Origin of the sequence: Roseovarius sp. CAU 1744 (assembly GCF_039839345.1) — a bacterium.
Lineage (GTDB): Bacteria > Pseudomonadota > Alphaproteobacteria > Rhodobacterales > Rhodobacteraceae > Roseovarius.
The window spans coordinates 151076-171140 of the sequence record NZ_JBDOQV010000006.1; the positions used below are offsets into that span (position 1 = coordinate 151076).

Below are 20065 nucleotides of genomic sequence, written 5' to 3' on the forward strand. Positions count from 1 at the left end.
CTTGCACGAATGCGCGCTTTCGGCGACACCGGGTATGTGGGAGCGGGATCAGAAGGGCGCAGAATGGCACAGACAAAATCAGTCAAGGACTACATCCGCACGATCGTGGACTTCCCGCATGAAGGGATCATGTTCCGCGATGTCACCACGCTTTTTGCCGATCCGCGCGGGTTTCGCATGGCGATCGACCAGATGCTGCACCCCTATGCCGGGATGCAGATCGACAAGGTCGTCGGGCTCGAGGCGCGCGGCTTCATCCTGGGCGGGGCCATCGCGCACCAGCTGAGCAAGGGATTCGTACCCATCCGCAAGAAGGGCAAACTGCCCGGCAAGGTCATCAGCCAGGGCTATCAGCTGGAATATGGCGAAGCTGTTGTCGAGGTGCATGACGACGCGATCGCGGCCGGTGAGAAAATCCTGCTGGTCGATGACCTGCTGGCCACCGGCGGAACAGCCGAGGCGGGGATCAAGCTGATCGAACGCCTGGGCGGCGAGATCATCGGCTGCGCCTTCATCATCGACCTGCCCGACCTGGGCGGGCGCACCAAGATCGAGGCGCTTGGCATGGACGTCCACACGCTCTGCGCTTTCGACGGTGAATGAGCGCCGCCGGGCCGGTGGACGCTGGTTAAGGTTCTGATAACCACGCTGCGCTAGACTGACGAGGCCGATATTTCTGCGGCACTGCTTGCTACGATCACACGGGATCGGTTTCCGCACCCTGCTGTCCCTCCTGGGCGGGGTGCGGTTTCACCCTGCTACTTCCGGTAATAGTCCCTGAACCAGCGCACGAACTGCGCTATTCCATCGCGAATATCAGTCCGGGGCGCATAGCCTGTCAGTTCCCGCAGCAACCGTGCATCGGCCCAGGTGGCCGGCACGTCACCCTTTTGCATGTCCATGTAATTGCGCTTGGCGCTCACGCCCAGCTCGGCCTCGATGGCATCCACGAAATCGGCCAGGCGCACCTTGTCGGAATTGCCGATATTGACGATACGGTAGGGCGCCACCGGCGACAGGCTGTCCCACTCGGGAATATCGTCCGGCGCATCGGGCCGCATTGGCGGCACATCCATCAACAGCCGGATGCCGTGCACAAGATCATCGACATAGGTAAAATCGCGATACATCTCCCCGTGATTGTAGATGTCGATCGGCCGCCCCTCGAGTATCGCATCCACGAATTTGAAAAGCGCCATGTCGGGCCGTCCCCAGGGGCCATAGACGGTGAAAAACCGGAACATCGTCGTGGGCAGGTGCCACAGATGGGCATAGGAATGGCCCATTGCCTCGGTCGCCTTTTTCGTGGCGGCGTAGATCGTCATCGGGCTGTCGGCCTTGTCGGTCTCGGCATAGGGCATCTGCGTGTTGGCGCCGTAGACCGAGGATGTCGAGGCCATCAGCAGGTGCGATACCTCAAGGCGGCGGGCGGCCTCCATGACATTAAACGTCCCGGTTATGTTGGCGTCGATATACGCACGGGGTGCTTCCAGCGAATACCGAACACCCGCCTGAGCGGCCAGGTGAACGATGATGTCGGGCGCGAACCCGTCAACGGCGCGGCTGAGCGCGTCATTATCCTCCAGCATCGCCTCGGTTCTGGAAAACCCGGGCTTTTGCAGCAATATCTGATGCCTGCGTTTCTTCAGCGATACGTCGTAGTAGTCGGTGATCCCGTCATAGCCATGCACCGTGATGCCTTCGTCCAGAAGTAGCCGGGCAAGATGAAAACCGATGAAGCCGGCAGTGCCGGTAATGAATACGCGTGTCATCGGTACCTTTTCGTTGCTGCTTGGATCAGCGTTAGCCGCTAGACGCCAGCGAAACAAGCCACCCTGCGGCCAGCCCACCCTGGCCCTGATTGACAGGCCTGCAACCTTTGTTAAGTTACGCTTTCTTTTTGCCTGCCAACTAAAGGAAATCTGAAATTGGCGATCAAGATCGAAATGCTCCGCTGTTTTTGTGCCGCCGCCGACCACGGCAGCCTGGCCGACGCTGCGCAGCAACTCGGGCGCACGGCGTCGGCGGTATCGATGATGCTGCGCCAGTTCGAGGACCACATCGGCGCGCCGCTGTTTGAAAGCGCCCGCAAATCGCGCCTGACCCCGCTGGGCGAGATGATCCTGATCGAGGCCCGGCGCGAGCTGGAGCATTTCGACCGCACGATCAAGTCGATCGAGGGCATGTCGCGGGCCGAACAGGGGCAGGTGCGCCTTGCGGTCACCCCGTCGGTCGCGCAGACGATACTGCCGAAAATCCTCCGGGGCTTCATGCTGAAACACCCCGGCGTCCGGATCGACATCCGGGACACCGACAGCGCCTCGGTCCAGCGTGAGTTGACCGCCGAGCGGGCCGACATTGGCATCGCCACCCTGCGTCAATTGCCCGGGTTCGAGCGCGAACTGATCTTCTCGGACAGGTTTGGCGTGGTCTGCCGGGTGGACAGCCCTCTGGCACGTCACGGGTCAGAGCTGACGTGGAAGCAGATCGAGGATGAGAGTTTCATCGCCAATGGATTGTGTTTCGGCATCGACGACGAAAGCTTTGCCCCGATCCTGAACGCCTCGAACCTGATGGTGCCCAACACGGCCTCCATCCTCAGCCTTGTGCGCGCGGGGGTCGGCATCACCATCCTGCCGGAACTGGCTGTCTTACCGGATTTTCTGGATCTGAAATTCCTGCCGCTGGCGGATTGTTCGGCCCGGCGCGAGGTCTGGATGGCCACACCGCCGGAGCATATGCTGACACCCGCGGCACAGGCGCTGGCCACGTCGATCCGAAACGCGGAAATTCCGATCGCGCACCGCTAGAATTCAGTTTTACTGAAATTTACTTAACTAATTCGCGTTTGCCTGAATCTTTCACCTGTGTTGTAATTGCCTCCGGACCGACGCCGTTTGGGTATTCGGGGAAAGAGGGTATTGCATGGGCCAGACACAGCAAAATTTCATCGCCGGCCAATGGGTCGCCGGCATCGGCGAGGTGGAAAACCGCAACCCGTCGGACCTGAGCGATCTGATCGGCACCTACGCCCAGGCCAGCAGCGACCAGCTGGAACAGGCGCTGGATGCCGCTGCCGTCGCACAGAAGGAATGGGCCGGTTACGGGATGGAGCGCAAACAGGCGGTTCTGAACGCCATCGGGAACGAGCTGATGGCCCGCGCCGAGGAGCTGGGAACGCTCCTGAGCCGCGAGGAAGGCAAGCCGCTGGCCGAGGGCAAGGGCGAGGTGTTCCGCGCCGGTCAGTTCTTTACCTACTACGCTGCTGAATGTCTGCGGCAACTGGGCGAGAACGCCGACAGTGTGCGCCCGGGGATCGAGGTCGACGTGCGGCGCGAACCCATCGGCACCGTCGCGATCATCAGCCCCTGGAACTTTCCCACCGCCACCGCCAGCTGGAAGATCGCGCCGGCACTGGCCTATGGCAACGCGGTGATCTGGAAACCCGCCAATGTCACCCCGGCCTCGGCCGTGGCCCTGACCGAGATCATCAGCCGGCAGGACATTCCCGCGGGCCTTTTCAACCTGGTGATGGGTGCGGGCCGTGACGTGGGGCAGCGCCTGGTCGAAAGCCCCCGGATCAACGCGATATCCTTCACCGGCTCGGTTCCGGTGGGCAAGGGCATCGCCGCTGCCGCGGTGCAGAACCTGACCAAGATACAGCTGGAAATGGGCAGCAAGAACGCCCTGGCGGTGATGGATGATGCCGATCTTGACCTCGCCGTGAGCCTGGCGCTTGGCGGCGCCTTTGGCGGCTCGGGCCAGAAATGCACCGCCTCGTCCCGCCTGATCGTGCATGCGGGCGTGCATGACGCATTCGTTGAAAAGCTGGTCAAGGGCGCCGAGGCGATGAAGGTTGACCATGCGCTGGCCGAGGGCACGCAGATCGGACCCGTGGTCAGCGACCTGCAGTTGAATGAAAACCTGGCCTATGTCGATCTGGGCAAATCCGAAGGGGCCGAACTGGCCTGCGGCGGCGTGCGGGTCGAACGCGCGACCGAGGGCTATTACATGACCCCCGGCGTGTTCCTGAACACAACGAACGGCATGCGGATCAACCGAGAAGAGATGTTTGCCCCGCTGGCCGCCGTCATCAAGGTGGACAGCTATGACGAGGCGCTGGCCATCGTCAACGACACCAATTTCGGCCTGACCGCCGGGATCGTCACGCAAAACCTCGCCCGTGCCACCCATTTCCGCCGCAATGCCCGCACCGGCGTGGTCACCGTCAACCTGCCCACTGCCGGCACCGATTACCACGTGCCCTTCGGCGGGCGCGGCGACAGCTCTTATGGCCCGCGCGAACAGGGCACCTATGCCAGGGAATTCTATACCACGGTCAAGACCGCCTATATCGCGGCCGGAACGCCCGAATGACCTACCTGATCGACAACCTGCAATATGCCAACTGGTCAGAGAAGATCTTTCGCCAGATGCGCGAGGGCCGTGTCGATGCGGTGCATGTCACGATTTCCTACCACGAGAATTTCCGGGAAACGGTGCTGAATATCGAAAGGTGGAACCGCTGGTTCGAAGAGTATCCCGACCTGATCTTTCACGGCGAATGGGGCGATGACGTGCGCCGCGCCCGCGAAACGGGCCGCACCGCGATCTTCTTCGGCTTCCAGAACCCCGCGCCGATCGAAGACGATATCGGCCTGGTCGGGATCGTGCACAAGCTGGGCGCGCGGTTCATGCAGCTGACCTATAACAACCAGTCCCTGCTGGCGACCGGGTGTTACGAGGCCGAAGATGCCGGCATCACCCGGATGGGCAAACAGGTCATCAAGGAGATGAACCGGGTGGGGCTGGTGGTGGATATGAGCCATTCCGCCGATCGGTCGACCATCGAGGCCGCGGATTTTTCGGAACGTCCGATCGCGATCACCCATGCCAACCTTCATTCCTGGCAGCCCGCGCTGCGCAACAAACGCGACGACGTGGTGCGAGCGGTGGTCGAAAACGGCGGCATGATGGGGTTTTCGATGTATCCCCATCACCTCCGGGACAAATCCGACTGCACGCTCGACAGTTTCTGCGAGATGATCGCCCGCGCCGCCGAGACCTTCGGGCCCGAGCATTTCGGCATCGGCAGCGATCTCTGCCAGGACCAGCCGGACAGCATCGTCGAATGGATGCGTGTGGGCCGCTGGTCGAAGGAAATCGACTATGGCGAGGGATCGGCCAGCGCGCCGGGCTTTCCGCCGCAGCCGGGCTGGTTCCGCGACAACCGCGATTTCGGCAATATCCGCGAAGGGCTGCGCAATACCGGCTTTGACGACGCCGAGGTCGATGGGCTGATGGGCGACAACTGGTTGCGCTTCTACGACGAAAATTTTCAACCCGCCGGAAGCAACTGACGCCGGGCGCCCTATACTCAGTCTCAGCCAAGGAGGAGGACGATGCACCAACCCGACCCACGCCGCACCATCGCCCCCCGCGACCCCAAACTGGTCATGCGGCTGGAACGCATGGGGTCGTTCCACCAGTCGCGCCTGTCCTTCATGCGGATCTTGCTGCGTCGCCTGAAGGCCCAGAACTGGACGTTCGAGCAGGTGAAATTCGACATCAACCAACGTGGCGTGGGCACCGCGATATACGCGGCCCACGGGCCGGAACGCAGTTATTCTCTGGTGGCCTTCGCCAATGACCTGCCGCCGGAAAAACGCTCGGACCGGGTGATCGCCACCGAATGGGACGCGACATTCACGCTGTTTGACGGCATCCCGGATGAGGAGGACATCGACCGCCTGTCGCGCAACGTGCCCAGGCAGGAAGCGGGCCGTGTAAGCGAAAGGGAATTGTCACTCAGCCGCGCCAACCGGTCCGTCCGGCTGTGGGATCACGTGGTCGAAGCGCTCAGCCAGGGCCGCCAGCCCGATCGCGAAAAGGTCGAGGAGGTGGGATACCTGATGCGCACCACCGCGGTTTACGGATCGGGCAAGTTCGGCGCGGCGGATCGCGAGCAGTCGGCGCACCGGCCCGAATGCCAGGGGCCGTTCCAGATTGAGATGCTTTCGGTCTATCTGACCCGCGCCTTCGTCATGGACCTGGTCGAACACATGGCCCGCCAGCGCGCACCGCAGACGGCAGTGCCGCTGGATCCGGCCCTGCGCCGCCGGTTCGGCATCGGCAATTCCACCGGTCTGGGCATGGCGCCCTTCCTGCTCAACCACCCGGCGCTGATCAGCAACTGGATTTCCGCGCGCGAGGAAGCGCTGGCGCGCATCCGGTCCCTGCCTGCCGCCAGCAAGGACGACGCGCAGGCGTTCCGCGATTTCGCCGCCCGGGCCGAGCTGCATTCCGATTACTGGTCATCCGAACACCCCGTGCAGGTGGCAAAGCTATCCCGACTGCGCGCCGACATGAAAGCCCTGCGCACCCATCTGGAAACCGCCGATCTGACCGGCGATCACCCCTGGAACCGGCTCTGGCTCTGGGCCGAGGGCGCGCTGTCGGTCGAGGGGCAGGAACAGCTGACCTCGCTGCTGATGGAGCCCTACGGCGATCTGGTCGACGGGCTGAGCGATTGTATGTCGGCGGACGAGGCGCGTTTCTTTCGGATCGACGGGTCGATGCCGATCTCGCGGCTGAAGGCGCTGATCGCGCAGATCTATGACTGGGCGCTTGCAATCGACTGGGACGACCCGGCGGCACAGGCGCGTGTCTGGTACGTCTCCGAGGAAAAGCTGGAGCCGCGCATGGGAGAGCGGTTCGAGGAACCGATTGAACCCTATGAACAACCGCTTTGCCCCGGACGGGACGCGGCGCGCCTCTATGCCGACCTGGAGCAGTCAGAGGATGGGCCCGTCGCCGCCTTCCTGCTGCGGCACCCCGACCATCGCCACATGGTGCGCCGTGCCCAGATCGCCGCCAGCCACCCCTATGCGGAAATACGCGACAACACGATCAGCGCCACGGTGATGCCGATCGACCTGCTGCGTGCCAAGCTGTCGTTCTTCGGTGCCTGCCACTTCGATCCGCGCTCGGACCGGTGGGTACGCATCAACATGTTCCAGCACGCCCCGTTTCCGCACGAACTGGCCAGCGGCAACGCCGATGACTGGACCTATCCCTATCTCGCAGGTGCGCCGGGATGAGCTGGTCACTGAACGAGGTCGAGGGGCTGGCCCGCAAGGCCGCGCGCGGGGCCGGTTTCAGCTGGGGCCTGGCGGAAGAGGCCGGGATTGCCACGCGCTGGCTGATGGCGATGGGCCTTCCGGGGGCGACAGCGCTGGCCGGGCTTCTGACCCGGAATGACGGCGTGACCTATACCTCAATCTGCCCGGTCGATACGGATGGCAGATGGCGGGCACGGGGCGGCACGCTATGCCCGCTGATCTGCGGCGCCGCGATCTGTGATCACGCGGCCCGGCTTGCCGAGGATAAGCGTATTGAACTGGGCGAAACCGCCTTCCCCCTGCTGGTATTGCCATTTGCCGCCGGGGCCGCCCAGCTGACCGGCAAGCAGATCGAAATCACCTGGCCCGGATGCGCCGCCACGATTGGCCCCGACGGCAAACCAGGGCTGAGCGAAACCACGTCCGTGGAAACCGCCCTGACGGCATGGGCAAGCATCCGCGTGACAACCGGCGGGAACGCCGGCCCGCGCCGCGCCGCATCGCGCTGCGAAATCCCTGCCGCCGCCGCGAAAACACTGGCCGGTTTCGCCCATCGCACCTATGCGCCCGATACCCCCGAAAGCCGCCTGAGCGGCGCGGGAGCCGGGCTGTCGGACAATGACTGAACCGCCGAAAATATTCTCATAAACACAATATTATCAGCGTTTTAAACGCCACTCCTCATGTAGTCATCAAAATCGTGACCCACAGGCGGGCACAAATCTGTTAGAATATTTCCCAGACGCGCCGGATTTGACCCTCGGCCACCGTCTACCAGACATCAGCCCGGGATGGGCGGCATCTGTCCTCCCGGGCGAAGGATCGGGAGAGCATCATGGTAAAAACAATCGGAAATCCGCTGACCTGGGCCGCCGATGCGGTATTCGGCACCAGCCGCTCGGTCGGCGCCGCGACCGAGGCGCTGGCCAGTCACGACACAACTCCGCCGGCGACACGGCCCATCGGTGACGCCGATATCCGGGCGGCCCTGAGCAAGGGGTACGACGACTTCAAGGCGTTTCGCAGCGACGTGATGTTTCTGGTGGCGATATATCCCATCATCGGCATCTGCCTTGTGGTGGTATCGTCCAATCTGGCCCTGTTGCCGCTGCTCTTTCCGCTTGCCGCGGGTTTCGCATTGTTGGGCCCGGTCGCGGCCATCGGTCTGTACGAGATGAGCCGCAGGCGCGAGGCCGGTGAGCCCGCTGGCTGGGGCGCCGCACTTCAGGCACTCAGGGCGCATGTGGTGGGACCTGTCATGGCGCTGGCGGTCTATCTTTTTGCAATGTTCGTGCTGTGGATCCTTGCCGCAATGCTGATTTATAGCGTCACCCTAGGGCCCGAGCCGCCGGTGACATTCTGGCGTTTCGCGCTGGACGTGCTGACAACGGGCGCTGGCTGGACGATGATCATCCTCGGGATGGGCGTCGGCTTTGTCTTTGCGGCGATTGTGCTGGTGATCAGCATGGTTTCCTTCCCGATGCTGATCGACCGGCGCGCGGGCGTTCCGGTCGCGGTGGCGACCTCGCTGCAGGTGGCGCGGCAAAGCCCGGTCACGGTGGCGAAATGGGGGCTGATCGTGGCGGTGCTGATGGCGCTCGGCTCGATCCCGTTCTTCCTCGGGCTCATCATCGTGCTGCCCATCCTGGGCCACGCGACCTGGCACCTCTATCGCGCCGCCGTACCGCGCAGCACCGACGCCTGACAAGGCACATGAACCAAGCAACGCTCCCCGGCCAGGGTGACCTGACCGGGGGGTCTACCGTTGCGCGCATCATGGAGGATCACGGGCGGTCGAGACCCGTGCCCGGGCAGTACCCGGCCGTGCCATCAACGGCGGCGTTCCCGATCGGGGACTACTGGGGCTGAGCCGCGTCAGACCTCGGCCAGGCGCGCCACGTAGCGGGCCAGCGTGTCGATCTCCAGGTTGACCGGGTCGCCCACCGCCGCATCGCCCCAGGTCGTCACCTGTTTCGTATGCGGGATGAAGTTGATGCCGAAATCGCACCCCTCGACATCGTTAACCGTCAGCGATGTGCCGTTCAGCGCCACCGACCCCTTGGGGGCGATGAACCGGGCCAGTTCCCGGGGTGCGCGCAAGGTCACGCGGGTGCTGTCGCCCTCATCCGCGACAGCCACGATCTCTGCCAGACCGTCGACATGGCCCGACACGATATGGCCGCCCAGTTCGTCCCCAACTTTCAGCGCCCGCTCAAGGTTGACCCGACTGCCCTCGACCCATGAACCCAGGTTGGTCTTGGACAATGTCTCGGCCGAAATATCCACGTCGAACCAGTCATCGCCAAGCGCCACCACCGTCAGACAGACACCATTGCAGGCGATCGACGCGCCGATATCGATCCCGGCCGTCCGGTAGGCGGTCTCAATCCGTGCCCGCAGATCGCCAAGCTGCGTCAGTTTCCGGATGGTGCCGATATCAGTGATGATGCCCGTGAACATGGCCGCCTCCGCTTGTATTTCCGCAACAGCTGTGGCCGGTCATGCGCAGCAGGTGATGCAAGATTGACCCCTTCGGCTTTAGACTTGCCGTGGCATGGTGGCAAGATGCGCGACCGGCCACGCCACAATTTCGCGCAAATTTGGCGCTATGGCGGGGAAAATCGAGTGCGCGGCGGTAAGGGAAATGACTGTTCTGAGCGAAAAAGGCCGGGTTTTCCTGTTCCTGCAAGGTCCGCATGGCCCGTTTTTCAGCAGGCTCGGACAGATGTTGCGCACGTCTGGCGCCGAAGTCTGGCGCGTGGGCTTCAATGCCGGTGATCGCGCCTTCTGGCGCGACAAGGCCAGCTATATCCCCTATCTCGACGATGCGGCTGACTGGCCCGCGACATTTGCGGCGCTGGTCGCCGAAAAGAACATCACCGATATCGTGCTCTACGGCGATACCCGCCCGGTCCACGCCCGCGCGATCGACCATGCCCGCAATGCCGGGCTGCGCATCCATGTCTTTGAGGAAGGCTATATGCGGCCCTATTGGGTGACCTATGAACGCGGCGGCAGCAACGGCCATTCACGCCTGATGGAGATGAGCATCGCGGAGATGCGCGCGGCGCTTCAGAACTCGAACATGGACGCGCCGATGCCGCCGGCCAGTTGGGGCGACATGCGCGAACATATCTTTTACGGCGCGCTCTATCATGGCCATGTGCTGTTGAGGAATCACCGCTATCGCAACTTCCGCCCGCACCGGGCGTTGGGCGTCAGGCAGGAATTCCGGCTGTACCTGAAACGCCTGTTGCTGATGCCCCTGCAATCGCTGGACCGCCGGATCGCCACGTCCCGCGTCAAGCATGGCGGCTTTCCGTATCATCTGGCGTTGTTGCAGCTGGAACATGACGCGTCCTTTCAGGCGCATTCGCCGTTTTCGACCATGACGGAATTCCTGGAAACCGCCATCGAAGGGTTTGCCAAGGGCGCCCCGCCGCATCACCACCTGGTCGTCAAGGCGCACCCGCTGGAAGATGGCCGCGCCCCGATCCGTCAAGATCTCAGGCGTCTTACCCGCGCGCATGGGCTGGAAAAGCGGGTACATTACGTGCGCGGCGGCAAGCTGGCCGGGTTGCTGGACGAGGCGCGCAGCGCAATCACCGTCAATTCAACCGCCGCCCAACAGGTGCTCTGGCGCGGTATTCCGCTCAAGACCTTCGGGCGGGCGGTGTACGACAAGCCCGAATTCGTTTCGACGAAATCCCCGGCGGAATTCTTTGCCGGCGCGGAACGCCCCGATCACCGTGCCTACCGGGATTATCGCCGGTTTCTGCTGGAAACCAGCCAGATTGCAGGCGGTTTCTACTCTGCCCGTGGGCGGCGACAGCTGCTGCGCCAGGTCGTTGACATGATGCTTTCGGACCAGGATCCTTATGACGCGCTGAAATCCGGCACCGCGGCGCCGCGGCAACAGTTGCGTGTCGTGCGCTAAGGCAACCTGCGACAAACGCTGGATTTTGCTAACAGATTCCATTAACTTTGGCCAAAAAAGACCGAGGCAGCATAAACAGGTCGAGGAGACCGAGCAGTGAACTCCCAATCCAAACGGTGGGCGAAACCCGTCGCCCTGCTGGTCGTTGTGGCCATGGTCGCGTCCTGCGGGTCGCTTCCCCGCGTCGGACCGAACAAGCGGGAAATCTACGAAGGGTCGGTGCAGCGCTCGGGCGATGCCTTTGTCATTTCGGTCAATGACCGGGTGACGCGTGCGACCGCCGTGCAACCCGCGCTTGGCTTCAGCCAGGGTTTCCTCAGCGCGGCACCCCTCGGATCGGACACGATCCGCCCCGGCGATACGCTGGGCCTGACGATCTGGGAAAATGTCGATGACGGCCTTCTGGCCGGCGAGGCCCAAAGCCAGACCGTGCTGGAAGAGGTACAGGTTGACGGTGCCGGGTTCATCTTTGTGCCCTATGCGGGCCGTATCCGCGCCGCGGGCAACACGCCCGAGGCGATCCGCCGGATCATCACCGCCAAGCTGGACGAACAGACCCCGGACCCGCAGGTCGAGGTCCGCAGGCTGGCGGGCAATGGTTCGACCGTGTCGATCATCGGCGCGGTCAACGGCCAGGGCGTCTATCCGATCGAGGCGCCGACCCGTACCCTGTCGACGATGCTGGCCGCCGCCGGTGGCGTCGCCATCCCGCCCGAAGTGGCGCAGGTCAGCGTGATCCGTGGTCAGCACCGGTCCAAGGTCTGGTTCCAGGATCTGTTCAAGCACCCGGAATTCGACATCGCCCTGCGAGGCGGCGACCGCATCCTTGTCGAACAGGACACACGCGCCTTTACGGCGCTTGGCGCCACCGGCTCGCAGGCGCGCGTGACCTTTGAAACCCAGACCCTCAGCGCGATCGAGGCGATTGCCACCGTGGGCGGCCTGACATCGACCACCGCCGACCCGACCGGTGTGTTCATCATGCGCAACGAGCCCGCAGAGATCGCCAATCAGGTGTTGGGCCGCGATGACCTGGTCGGCGCGCAACGGCTGGTCTATGTGCTGGACCTGACCCAGCCCAACGGCGTGTTCATGGCCCGAGATTTCGCGATCCGCGACGACGACACGCTGTACGTGACCGAGGCCCCCTTCTCGCAATGGAGCAAGGTCATCGCCGCGCTCACCGGATCGCTGTCGGCGATCGGGTCGGTCTCAACCTCGAGCGACACACTCGGGCTGTGATGCCCGGCCCACCCGCCTCCGACCCCGCCGAGGCCAGCCCGCCCCGGCGGGTTTTCTATTTCAACGCCGGTTTCCTGCGCCAGCGCCGCATCCGCCGCATAATGGAACTGGCCGGTTATCCGCTGCAACTGGGCAAGCCGGGGCCGGATGACCTGATCGCGGTCTGGGGCCATTCGCCCTATGCCAAACGCGGCGAGGCGGCGGCGGACAGCACCGGCGCCGGGTTGATCCGGGTCGAGGATGCGTTCCTGCGCTCGCTCCATCCCGGCCGCGAAGGTGAGCCGCCCCTGGGTCTGGCGATCGACAGGCGCGGCGTGCATTTCGACAGCAGCCGGCCCTCCGACCTGGAACATCTCCTGGCGACGCATCCCCTCGACGACACGGCGCTGATGAACCGAGCGCGCGGCGCCATCGCCGCCCTGCAAGAGGCACATCTGAGCAAATACAGTGCCTTTGACCCCGCCGCCCCCTGCCCCGATCCCGGTTACGTGCTGGTGATCGACCAGACCCGCGGCGACGCCAGCATCACCCACGGACAGGCCGACGCAAACACCTTCCGCGAGATGCTCTATTACGCGCAAGAGGACAATCCCGGCGCGCCCATCATCATCAAATCCCACCCCGAAACGGTGCGGGGGCACAGGCCCGGTTATTTCGGGCCGGATGACGAATCGGGCCGCGTGAGCCTGTGGACAGAAGCGGTCAGTCCCTGGGCATTGTTCGACGGGGCCATCGCGGTCTATACGGTCAGCTCCCAGATGGGGTTCGAGGCAATCTATGCCGGCCACCGACCGGTCGTGTTCGGCCAGCCATTCTATGCCGGCTGGGGGCTGACTGATGACCGTCATCCGGTGCCGGTTGCGCGGCGAGGCCGCACGCTCAGCCGTGCCCAGCTGTTCGCCGCCTCGATGATCCTGTACCCCACCTGGTACGATCCATATCGCGACCGGCTATGCGAACTTGAGGAAGCCATCGACATGCTCGCCGCCACGGTGCGGTGCTGGCGCGAGGACCGCCATGGCTGGGACGCACAGGGAATGCGGCTGTGGAAACGCGGACACCTGCAACGCTTCTTCGGCCGGCACAAGCCGCTGCGGTTCCGTGCCCCCACGGCACCCAATACCGACCGCCGTGCAATGATCTGGGCAGGCCATGCCCCCGACGCAACGAGCGCCGTGCGGGTCGAAGACGGTTTTCTGCGGTCACGCGGCCTTGGGGCCGAACTGGTGCCGCCCCTGTCGCTGGTCTGTGACGACCTGGGCATCTATTACGATCCGGCCCGGCCCAGCCGGCTTGAGGATTGGATCGGCAGACGCGCCACGCTGCGCCCCGATCAGGAACGGCGCGCCGAACGCCTGATTGCCAGTCTGGTCAAGCTGGGCCTGTCGAAATACAACCTGGCGGGGACGGTGCCGGAACTGCCGCCGGGGCACCGCATCTTGGTGCCCGGTCAGGTCGAAGACGACGCCTCGGTCCGTCTTGGCGCGGGCGAGATCCGCACCAACCTGGCGCTGCTGCAACATGCACGGGCGGAAAACCCGCAGGCGATCATCCTCTACAAGCCGCACCCGGATGTCGAAGCCGGGTTGCGCGCCGGCAGGGTCGCGCGCGCGGATCTGGACGGGCTGGCCGACGCCGTGTTGGACGATGCCGATCCGGCGGCCGTGCTGCAGCAGGTTGACGAGGTCTGGACCATGACATCGCTGATCGGGTTCGAGGCACTGATCCGTGGTGTCCGCGTCACCACCACCGGCGCGCCGTTCTATGCCGGCTGGGGGCTGACGCAGGATCGGGGTGCAACGCCGGACAGGCGCAGGGCCCGGCCCGCGCTGACCGGTCTGGTACACGCCGCGCTGATCGACTATCCGCGCTATGTCGATCCGGTGACGGGCGCGCCTTGCCCGGTCGAGGTGATCGTTGACCGGCTGGCGACCGGCAAGATGCCCTCTCCAAGCGCGGCGAACCGCCTGCTGTCAAAGCTGCAGGGGTTCTTTGCCTCATATGCGGGGTTCTGGCGCTAGGCGCGTATCCAGCGGTGCAGGATGTCCGGCCCCAGCTGCCTGCACTCCGCCAGTTCGAACCGCGGGGCGTCGGACAGGCGGCTGAGCCCCAGGGCCCCGATCGCGGGCAGCCCTTCGGCGCCGATCGTCAACCCGGCGGAATACCCTACCAGCTCATCCACCAGATCAGCGGCCAGCAGCGACGCGGCAAGCCCGCTGCCGCCTTCGCAGAACACCCGCGTCAGCCCCTTGGCACCCAGTTCCTGCAAGACAGACCGCAGATCCAGCTGCCGGCCCGTCAGAGCGCAGGAAATCAGCGTGGCGCCGATCCCCTTCCAGGCCTCGGACAGGGCCGGATCGGCATCGGGACCGTGGCACAGCCAGACGGGAACATCCCTTGCGGTCCGGGCCAGCCTGGACATCATCGGCAGGTCAAGGCGGCGCGACACGACGATCCGAGCCGGCTGCCGGATGATGCCCAGATCGCGTACGGTCAGCGTCGGATCATCGGCCCGCGCCGTGCCCGCACCCACCATCACCGCATCATGGCGCGCGCGCAGGGCATGGGCGTGGCGGCGCGCCTCGGGGCCGGTGATCCACTGGCTTTCACCCGTCGCGGTCGCGATCCGGCCATCAAAGGAACTGGCCAGTTTCAACGTCAGATGCGGGCGGCCGTGTTCCGTGCGCAGCAGGAACCCGTCAAGGTCGCGCGCGGCCTCATCCGCCAAGACGCCGGTTGTCACCTTGATCCCCGCCTTTTGCAGGATTGCAAAACCCTCGCCCGCGACCCGCGGATCGCTATCGGCCATCGGGGCCACGACGCGGGCCACGCCGGCAGCCACCAGCGCCTCGGCGCAGGGCGGGGTCTGACCATGATGCGCGCAGGGCTCAAGCGTGACATAGGCCGTCGCGCCACGCGCCGCATCCCCGGCCTGCGCCAGCGCCTGGGTTTCGGCGTGCGGCCGGCCACCATCGGCGGTCCAGCCACGTCCGACAATCCGGTTCTTCCTGACGATGACACAGCCAACCGCCGGGTTGGGCCATGTGCGTCCCTGCCCGCGCCGGCCCAGCATCAGGGCCAGCGACATAAACCTTTCGTCCCGGGCGCTCACCCGTCCGAAGCGTCTTCTGCTGCCGAGGTGTCAGGCCGTAACTCGCTGACAAACTTGTCAAAATCATCCGCCGCCTGGAAATTCTTGTAAACGCTGGCAAAACGCACATAGGCCACGGTGTCGATCCGCGCCAGGCTTTCCATCACGATCTCGCCCACTGTCTTCGAGGGGATATCCGTCTCGCCCATGCTTTCCAGGCGCCGGACGATGCCGGAAATCATCTGCTCGATCCGGTCGGGCTCGATCGGGCGCTTCTGCAACGCGATGCGGATTGACCGTTCCAGCTTGTCGCGGTCGAAATCTTCGCGCCGGCCGTTGGTCTTGACGACCACCAGATCGCGCAGCTGGACACGTTCATAAGTGGTGAAACGCCCGCCACAGGCCGGGCAGAAACGGCGTCGGCGGATGGATACGTGATCCTCGGCGGGGCGCGAGTCCTTGACCTGGGTATCTATATTTCCGCAAAATGGACAACGCATTGCCGTTTCCCTCTCGTTCCATGCCCGTTAGCATTTTGGGCCCCTTGCCCAGGAACCCACAGCCACTATAGGCGAGCCTCAAGGTTTTGGGTAGAGGGGAATTTAGACCGCTAAATGAGCAGCGACCTGGCGAATATGCGGCGCGTTCCGGTGTTCAAAAACATAGATCCCCTGCCATGTTCCCAAGGCCAGCCGCCCGTCGGATACGGGGATCGACAGACTGACCGGCAACATTGCCGCCTTGATATGGGCGGGCATGTCATCAGGGCCCTCGTAGGTATGGGTCAGGTAGGCCATCGACGAATCCGACGAGGGCGGTACAAGCCGCTGAAAGTAATGCAGCAGATCGCCCTGCACTCCCGGGTCGGCGTTTTCCTGGATCAGCAGGCTGGCAGAGGTGTGGCGGATGAACAGGGTAAGAAGCCCATCCCCGGCACCTTCGACCCATGCCGACACCCGGGGCGTGAATTCGTAGAGCCCCTGGCCGTGCGTCTCTATGGAAAGGACCGTTTGCATCACGCCGGCACGTTGCGGCAAAGCGGTGCGTTGTGCAAGGGGCCACACATGACAGCAATTGCGCCGCGCAAAACGCGATGGTCAGGTTCTGCGCAGATCGCCCCGGTAGCGGATCAACGGCCCGATGCCCGGTATGCGGCCTGCCACATCGAAAAGAAACCGCCCGTCCGCGCCCTCGGCCTCGGTCGTGGTGCTCACCGGCACCAGCGGCGTCGGCACGGGCAGTCGAAATATGCGCATTGACTCGACGCTGATATGCAATTGACCGTTTTCGGCGCGAAGCGACAGTGTCAGGCTGAACGGGCCGAACGCTTCGATGACCCGCGTGCGGGACGGGTTGCAGGTCAGGCGGGACCGGGTGACATGCCCGCCGAAATCACGCTCCCAGATACTGTGGCATTCCTGCGTTTTCGTGGTCACACGGGTGGGCAGGTTGCATCCGTCACGCGGAAAGCCCGCCACCCACAGCCCCAGGCGCACCAGCGGGTGCCTGCCGCGCGTGATATCGCAGCGACCGCTATAGATGCATGTGCCCCGCCCCGCATGAAACGACAGAACCGCCGGGGCCACATCAAGCTGCTGGGCGTCGATCACCTGCCAGAACGGATCGCCCGTCATCCCCACCCTCCGGGCAGGAAACGCGCGCGCACCGCTGCGTCGGGGATCATGCAGGCCTGATAACGGCCGAACAGGCTGTAGCGGTTGCGGGCAACGGCCATATAGGCCGGATCCTTTAGTGCGCCCGGCAGAAACCGCAGCGCCGACAGGGCGCGCCACGGCCAGCCAAGGGCGCGCATGGCATGGGCAAAGGCGTCCAGCTTTTGATAGATCACGCCATCGACCAGCACCAGATTGGTCTCGAACTCATCCGTAGGCAGGTCCAGCGCGCGATAAAGCCGCGTGCCGAGTTTCGACTGCGCCAGGACGAAGTGGAACCGGCTTTGGCGGTCGTGACGCAGCATGAAACGGAAAAATCCCGAACACAGCACGCATTCGCCGTCGAACACGATCACATGCGATGGCAGGACGTTGCGCAGATCCGCGGGAAGTGCGCTGACATTGTGATTGTGACGCCTTGCCATACCGCTCACCCGTACCCTGCCCCTGAAATGGCAGTTGGCGGGGTCCGGGGCAAGAGGCGCAATTGTCACGCCCGTCACATGCGATTTTCAGGTTGGATCCTTACGGGCTAACGGAAGAAACGCGATCTCGTCCACTTCGGTCAGGGCTTTCAGCAGGTCTTGTGCCGGGTCGCTTTTGCTAATGGGCGCCTTGGGCCGATCCATTGCCTGATAGTCCTCAAGGGAAATGACGACAACCGGTTTGCCACGCCGACGGGTCACGACAAGCGGTTCGTGATCGTTGTTGACGGCATTCAAAATCGTCGAGAGGTTTCTGCGCAGATCAGTGAGGCTTGCCTGTTTCATGCGCTGCATCTACGCAACCAGCCCACGGGCGACAAGTACGGCCCATGGCCTCGGCAGCAACTCGCGCAACGCCTGTGGATAACACCGGGGAATCCCGCCCATCGCGCCTGATGCTGGTCGGATAAGGGGCACATATGTGCGCACAGGCCGGATTCTGCCACGGCCAGAAGCCCGCGAAACAAAACCGCGCCCTCCCGGTCCGGGAGGCGCGGCCAGAAGATCGGGCGTCAGACCGACGGGTTACTGATCCAGGAAAGACCGCAGCTTGCGCGACCGGCTGGGGTGCTTCAGCTTTCTGAGCGCCTTGGCCTCGATCTGGCGGATGCGTTCGCGGGTGACCGAGAACTGCTGCCCCACCTCTTCGAGCGTATGGTCGGTGTTCATGCCGATGCCGAACCGCATCCGCAGCACCCGCTCCTCGCGCGGGGTGAGAGAGGACAGCACCCGTGTGGTGGTTTCCTTGAGGTTGTCCTGAATGGCGCTGTCGAGGGGCAGAACGACATTCTTGTCCTCGATGAAATCGCCAAGCTGGCTGTCTTCCTCGTCGCCGATCGGGGTTTCAAGGCTGATCGGCTCCTTGGCGATCTTCATCACCTTGCGCACCTTCTCAAGCGGCATCTGCAGCTTTTCGGCCAGTTCTTCGGGCGTCGGTTCGCGGCCGATCTCGTGCAGCATCTGGCGGCCGGTGCGGACCAGCTTGTTGATCGTCTCGATCATGTGCACCGGGATCCGGATGGTGCGCGCCTGGTCGGCGATCGAGCGGGTGATCGCCTGGCGAATCCACCAGGTGGCGTAGGTCGAGAACTTGTAGCCGCGGCGGTATTCGAACTTGTCCACCGCCTTCATCAGGCCGATATTGCCCTCTTGGATGAGGTCCAGGAATTGCAGGCCGCGGTTGGTGTATTTCTTGGCAATCGAAATCACCAGACGCAGGTTGGCCTCGACCATTTCCTTCTTGGCGGTGCGGGCTTCTTTCTCGCCCTTCTGCACCTGCTGGACGATGCGGCGGAATTCAGGGATATCGAGCCCGACATACTGACCAACCTGGGCCATGTCGGCGCGCAGTTCCTCGACCTTCTCGGGCGAGCGTTCCATGAACATCTGCCAACCGCGGCCGGATTTCTTGGCCATGTCCTCCAGCCAGTTCGGATCCAGCTCGCGACCGCGATATTCGTCGATGAATTCGCGCCGGTTGATCCGCGCCTGGTCCGCCAGTTTGACCATTGCCGAGTCGATCTGCATGATCCGGCGGTTGATGCCGTATAGCTGGTCGATCAGCGCCTCGATCCGGTTGTTGTGCAGGTGCAGCTCGTTCACCAGCTCGACAATTTCCGCCCGCAGCTTCTGATAGGTGTCTTCGTGTTTCTTGGTGAAAGACCCGTCTTCGTTCAGGGTCGCCGAAATCCGGCTGTCCTGCATTTCGCTGAGCTTCACGTAATCGTCGGCGATACGGTCGAGCGTTTCCAGAACGCGCGGCTTCAGCGCGGCCTCCATCGCAGCGAGGCTCATGTTGGCCTGTTCGTCCTCGTCATCGTCGTCGTCATTGACGATCGGGTTGCCATCGGCGTCCAGCTCGGGCTCATCCGCCTTGTTCTCGGACGGTGCGGTAGAGACGTTGGCGACGACCGGCGCGTCGTCATCGCCGTCACCCATCTGGTTGCCAAAGGTGGTTTCAAGGTCGATCACATCGCGCAACAGGATGTCTTCGCCAAGAAGTTCGTCGCGCCAGATGGTGATCGCCTGGAAGGTCAGCGGGCTTTCGCAGAGGCCCGCGATCATGGTATTCCGTCCGGCCTCGATGCGTTTGGCGATGGCGATCTCGCCCTCGCGCGACAGCAGTTCGACCGATCCCATCTCGCGCAGGTACATGCGCACCGGATCGTCGGTACGATCCAGCTTCTCTTCCTTGCCCGAGCCAAGCGTGATCTCGCCGCGCTTGCCGGTTTCGGCCAGCGCCGTCGATTTCTGCTCTTCTTCCTCTGCTTCCTCGGCCTCGATGATGTTGATCCCCATCTCCGAGAGCATCGACATCACGTCTTCGATCTGTTCGCTGCTGACCTGGTCGGGGGGCAGGACATTGTTCAGCTGATCGTAGGTGATAAAGCCTTTCTCGCGGGCTTCGGCTATCATCTTCTTGACCGCGGCCTGGCTCATGTCCAGCGAGTGTTCGCCGTCCTGATCTTCGTTCTTTTGGTCGTCGGTATCTTTGGCGGCCATCAAGGTCTCCTGCT

19 protein-coding genes are annotated in these 20065 nt (G+C 63.6%); 10 read left to right on the top strand and 9 right to left on the bottom strand.

Translation table 11 applies throughout. The features are described 5' to 3' along the window. Positions 1 to 63: 63 nt before the first annotated feature. A complete protein-coding gene (locus AAFO92_RS13585) occupies positions 64 to 603 on the top strand; it encodes an adenine phosphoribosyltransferase (protein ID WP_347535995.1) in 540 nt (179 codons plus the stop codon). 155 nt (positions 604 to 758) lie between these two features. Here the strand turns inward: AAFO92_RS13585 and AAFO92_RS13590 are convergent, their stop codons facing one another. Next, positions 759 to 1772 (bottom strand): NAD-dependent epimerase/dehydratase family protein, encoded by a 1014-nt coding sequence (locus AAFO92_RS13590; RefSeq protein ID WP_347535997.1) that lies wholly within the window; start codon positions 1770 to 1772, stop codon positions 759 to 761. Between the two features lie 156 nt (positions 1773 to 1928). Here AAFO92_RS13590 and AAFO92_RS13595 point away from each other — a divergent pair, with 156 nt between their 5' ends. The 6 genes from AAFO92_RS13595 (at position 1929) to AAFO92_RS13620 (ending at position 8826) form a co-directional block, all read left to right on the top strand. Beyond that, a complete protein-coding gene (locus AAFO92_RS13595) occupies positions 1929 to 2810 on the top strand; it encodes a LysR family transcriptional regulator (RefSeq protein WP_347535999.1) in 882 nt (293 codons plus the stop codon). Positions 2811 to 2925: 115 nt separating this feature from the next. Further along, positions 2926 to 4377 (top strand): aldehyde dehydrogenase family protein, encoded by a 1452-nt coding sequence (locus AAFO92_RS13600; protein WP_347536001.1) that lies wholly within the window; start codon positions 2926 to 2928, stop codon positions 4375 to 4377. After that, positions 4374 to 5360: a membrane dipeptidase gene (locus AAFO92_RS13605; RefSeq protein WP_347536003.1), complete on the top strand. Its 987-nt coding sequence runs from the start codon at positions 4374 to 4376 to the stop codon at positions 5358 to 5360. Before AAFO92_RS13600 ends, AAFO92_RS13605 begins: the two co-directional genes overlap by 4 nt. A gap of 42 nt (positions 5361 to 5402) precedes the next feature. Then, positions 5403 to 7100, top strand: coding sequence for a hypothetical protein (locus tag AAFO92_RS13610; RefSeq protein ID WP_347536005.1), 1698 nt, complete (start codon positions 5403 to 5405; stop codon positions 7098 to 7100). Continuing rightward, positions 7097 to 7747: a DUF3726 domain-containing protein gene (locus AAFO92_RS13615; protein WP_347536006.1), complete on the top strand. Its 651-nt coding sequence runs from the start codon at positions 7097 to 7099 to the stop codon at positions 7745 to 7747. The genes AAFO92_RS13610 and AAFO92_RS13615 overlap by 4 nt, the downstream gene beginning before the upstream one ends. Before the next feature lie 209 nt (positions 7748 to 7956). Then, entirely contained in the window at positions 7957 to 8826 is an 870-nt protein-coding gene (locus tag AAFO92_RS13620) for a DUF2189 domain-containing protein (RefSeq protein ID WP_347536008.1), read from the top strand. Positions 8827 to 8996: 170 nt separating this feature from the next. Here the strand turns inward: AAFO92_RS13620 and AAFO92_RS13625 are convergent, their stop codons facing one another. Then, positions 8997 to 9581, bottom strand: a complete 585-nt coding sequence (locus tag AAFO92_RS13625; protein WP_347536010.1) for a riboflavin synthase — start codon at positions 9579 to 9581, stop codon at positions 8997 to 8999. Between the two features lie 184 nt (positions 9582 to 9765). Here AAFO92_RS13625 and AAFO92_RS13630 point away from each other — a divergent pair, with 184 nt between their 5' ends. The 3 genes from AAFO92_RS13630 to AAFO92_RS13640 all read left to right on the top strand — a co-directional run bounded on the left by AAFO92_RS13630 (position 9766) and on the right by AAFO92_RS13640 (position 14321). Then, positions 9766 to 11058, top strand: a complete 1293-nt coding sequence (locus AAFO92_RS13630) for a capsule biosynthesis protein CapA (protein WP_347536012.1) — start codon at positions 9766 to 9768, stop codon at positions 11056 to 11058. A 96-nt stretch (positions 11059 to 11154) separates the two neighbouring features. After that, the gene (locus tag AAFO92_RS13635) at positions 11155 to 12300 is read left to right on the top strand and encodes a polysaccharide biosynthesis/export family protein (protein WP_347536014.1); all 1146 of its coding nucleotides are present in this window, start codon (positions 11155 to 11157) and stop codon (positions 12298 to 12300) included. After that, a complete protein-coding gene (locus AAFO92_RS13640) occupies positions 12300 to 14321 on the top strand; it encodes a capsular polysaccharide biosynthesis protein (RefSeq protein WP_347536016.1) in 2022 nt (673 codons plus the stop codon). Before AAFO92_RS13635 ends, AAFO92_RS13640 begins: the two co-directional genes overlap by 1 nt. Here AAFO92_RS13640 and ribD read toward each other — a convergent pair. The 7 genes from ribD to rpoD form a co-directional block, all read right to left on the bottom strand. Next, positions 14318 to 15412: a bifunctional diaminohydroxyphosphoribosylaminopyrimidine deaminase/5-amino-6-(5-phosphoribosylamino)uracil reductase RibD gene (gene ribD, locus AAFO92_RS13645; protein WP_347536018.1), complete on the bottom strand. Its 1095-nt coding sequence runs from the start codon at positions 15410 to 15412 to the stop codon at positions 14318 to 14320. The genes AAFO92_RS13640 and ribD overlap by 4 nt on opposite strands. Beyond that, a complete protein-coding gene (gene nrdR / locus AAFO92_RS13650; RefSeq protein WP_347536019.1) occupies positions 15409 to 15891 on the bottom strand; it encodes a transcriptional regulator NrdR in 483 nt (160 codons plus the stop codon). The genes ribD and nrdR overlap by 4 nt, the downstream gene beginning before the upstream one ends. 102 nt (positions 15892 to 15993) lie before the next feature. Further along, positions 15994 to 16407, bottom strand: a complete 414-nt coding sequence (locus AAFO92_RS13655; RefSeq protein ID WP_347536021.1) for a secondary thiamine-phosphate synthase enzyme YjbQ — start codon at positions 16405 to 16407, stop codon at positions 15994 to 15996. A gap of 81 nt (positions 16408 to 16488) precedes the next feature. Beyond that, positions 16489 to 17025 carry a DUF4166 domain-containing protein gene (locus tag AAFO92_RS13660; RefSeq protein WP_347536023.1) on the bottom strand — a complete coding sequence of 179 codons (537 nt, stop codon included), beginning with the start codon at positions 17023 to 17025 and terminating at the stop codon, positions 16489 to 16491. Then, positions 17022 to 17489, bottom strand: coding sequence for a DCC1-like thiol-disulfide oxidoreductase family protein (locus tag AAFO92_RS13665; protein ID WP_347536025.1), 468 nt, complete (start codon positions 17487 to 17489; stop codon positions 17022 to 17024). Before AAFO92_RS13665 ends, AAFO92_RS13660 begins: the two co-directional genes overlap by 4 nt. An 87-nt stretch (positions 17490 to 17576) precedes the next feature. Further along, the gene (locus AAFO92_RS13670; protein ID WP_347536027.1) at positions 17577 to 17834 is read right to left on the bottom strand and encodes a type II toxin-antitoxin system Phd/YefM family antitoxin; all 258 of its coding nucleotides are present in this window, start codon (positions 17832 to 17834) and stop codon (positions 17577 to 17579) included. A 240-nt stretch (positions 17835 to 18074) separates the two neighbouring features. Continuing rightward, positions 18075 to 20051, bottom strand: coding sequence for an RNA polymerase sigma factor RpoD (rpoD, locus tag AAFO92_RS13675; protein WP_347536029.1), 1977 nt, complete (start codon positions 20049 to 20051; stop codon positions 18075 to 18077). Positions 20052 to 20065 lie beyond the last annotated feature (14 nt).

Excerpts from the sequence above, each read along its gene's own strand:
- AAFO92_RS13585 (WP_347535995.1), top strand. The coding sequence starts at position 64 with ATGGCACAGACAAAATCAGTCAAGGACTACATCCGCACGATCGTGGAC.
- AAFO92_RS13590 (WP_347535997.1), bottom strand. The coding sequence starts at position 1,772 with ATGACACGCGTATTCATTACCGGCACTGCCGGCTTCATCGGTTTTCAT.
- AAFO92_RS13600 (WP_347536001.1), top strand. The coding sequence starts at position 2,926 with ATGGGCCAGACACAGCAAAATTTCATCGCCGGCCAATGGGTCGCCGGC.
- AAFO92_RS13605 (WP_347536003.1), top strand. The coding sequence starts at position 4,374 with ATGACCTACCTGATCGACAACCTGCAATATGCCAACTGGTCAGAGAAG.
- AAFO92_RS13610 (WP_347536005.1), top strand. The coding sequence starts at position 5,403 with ATGCACCAACCCGACCCACGCCGCACCATCGCCCCCCGCGACCCCAAA.
- AAFO92_RS13615 (WP_347536006.1), top strand. The coding sequence starts at position 7,097 with ATGAGCTGGTCACTGAACGAGGTCGAGGGGCTGGCCCGCAAGGCCGCG.
- AAFO92_RS13620 (WP_347536008.1), top strand. The coding sequence starts at position 7,957 with ATGGTAAAAACAATCGGAAATCCGCTGACCTGGGCCGCCGATGCGGTA.
- AAFO92_RS13625 (WP_347536010.1), bottom strand. The coding sequence starts at position 9,581 with ATGTTCACGGGCATCATCACTGATATCGGCACCATCCGGAAACTGACG.
- AAFO92_RS13630 (WP_347536012.1), top strand. The coding sequence starts at position 9,766 with ATGACTGTTCTGAGCGAAAAAGGCCGGGTTTTCCTGTTCCTGCAAGGT.
- AAFO92_RS13640 (WP_347536016.1), top strand. The coding sequence starts at position 12,300 with ATGCCCGGCCCACCCGCCTCCGACCCCGCCGAGGCCAGCCCGCCCCGG.
- nrdR (WP_347536019.1), bottom strand. The coding sequence starts at position 15,891 with ATGCGTTGTCCATTTTGCGGAAATATAGATACCCAGGTCAAGGACTCG.
- AAFO92_RS13655 (WP_347536021.1), bottom strand. The coding sequence starts at position 16,407 with ATGCAAACGGTCCTTTCCATAGAGACGCACGGCCAGGGGCTCTACGAA.
- AAFO92_RS13660 (WP_347536023.1), bottom strand. The coding sequence starts at position 17,025 with ATGACGGGCGATCCGTTCTGGCAGGTGATCGACGCCCAGCAGCTTGAT.
- AAFO92_RS13665 (WP_347536025.1), bottom strand. The coding sequence starts at position 17,489 with ATGGCAAGGCGTCACAATCACAATGTCAGCGCACTTCCCGCGGATCTG.
- AAFO92_RS13670 (WP_347536027.1), bottom strand. The coding sequence starts at position 17,834 with ATGAAACAGGCAAGCCTCACTGATCTGCGCAGAAACCTCTCGACGATT.
- rpoD (WP_347536029.1), bottom strand. The coding sequence starts at position 20,051 with ATGGCCGCCAAAGATACCGACGACCAAAAGAACGAAGATCAGGACGGC.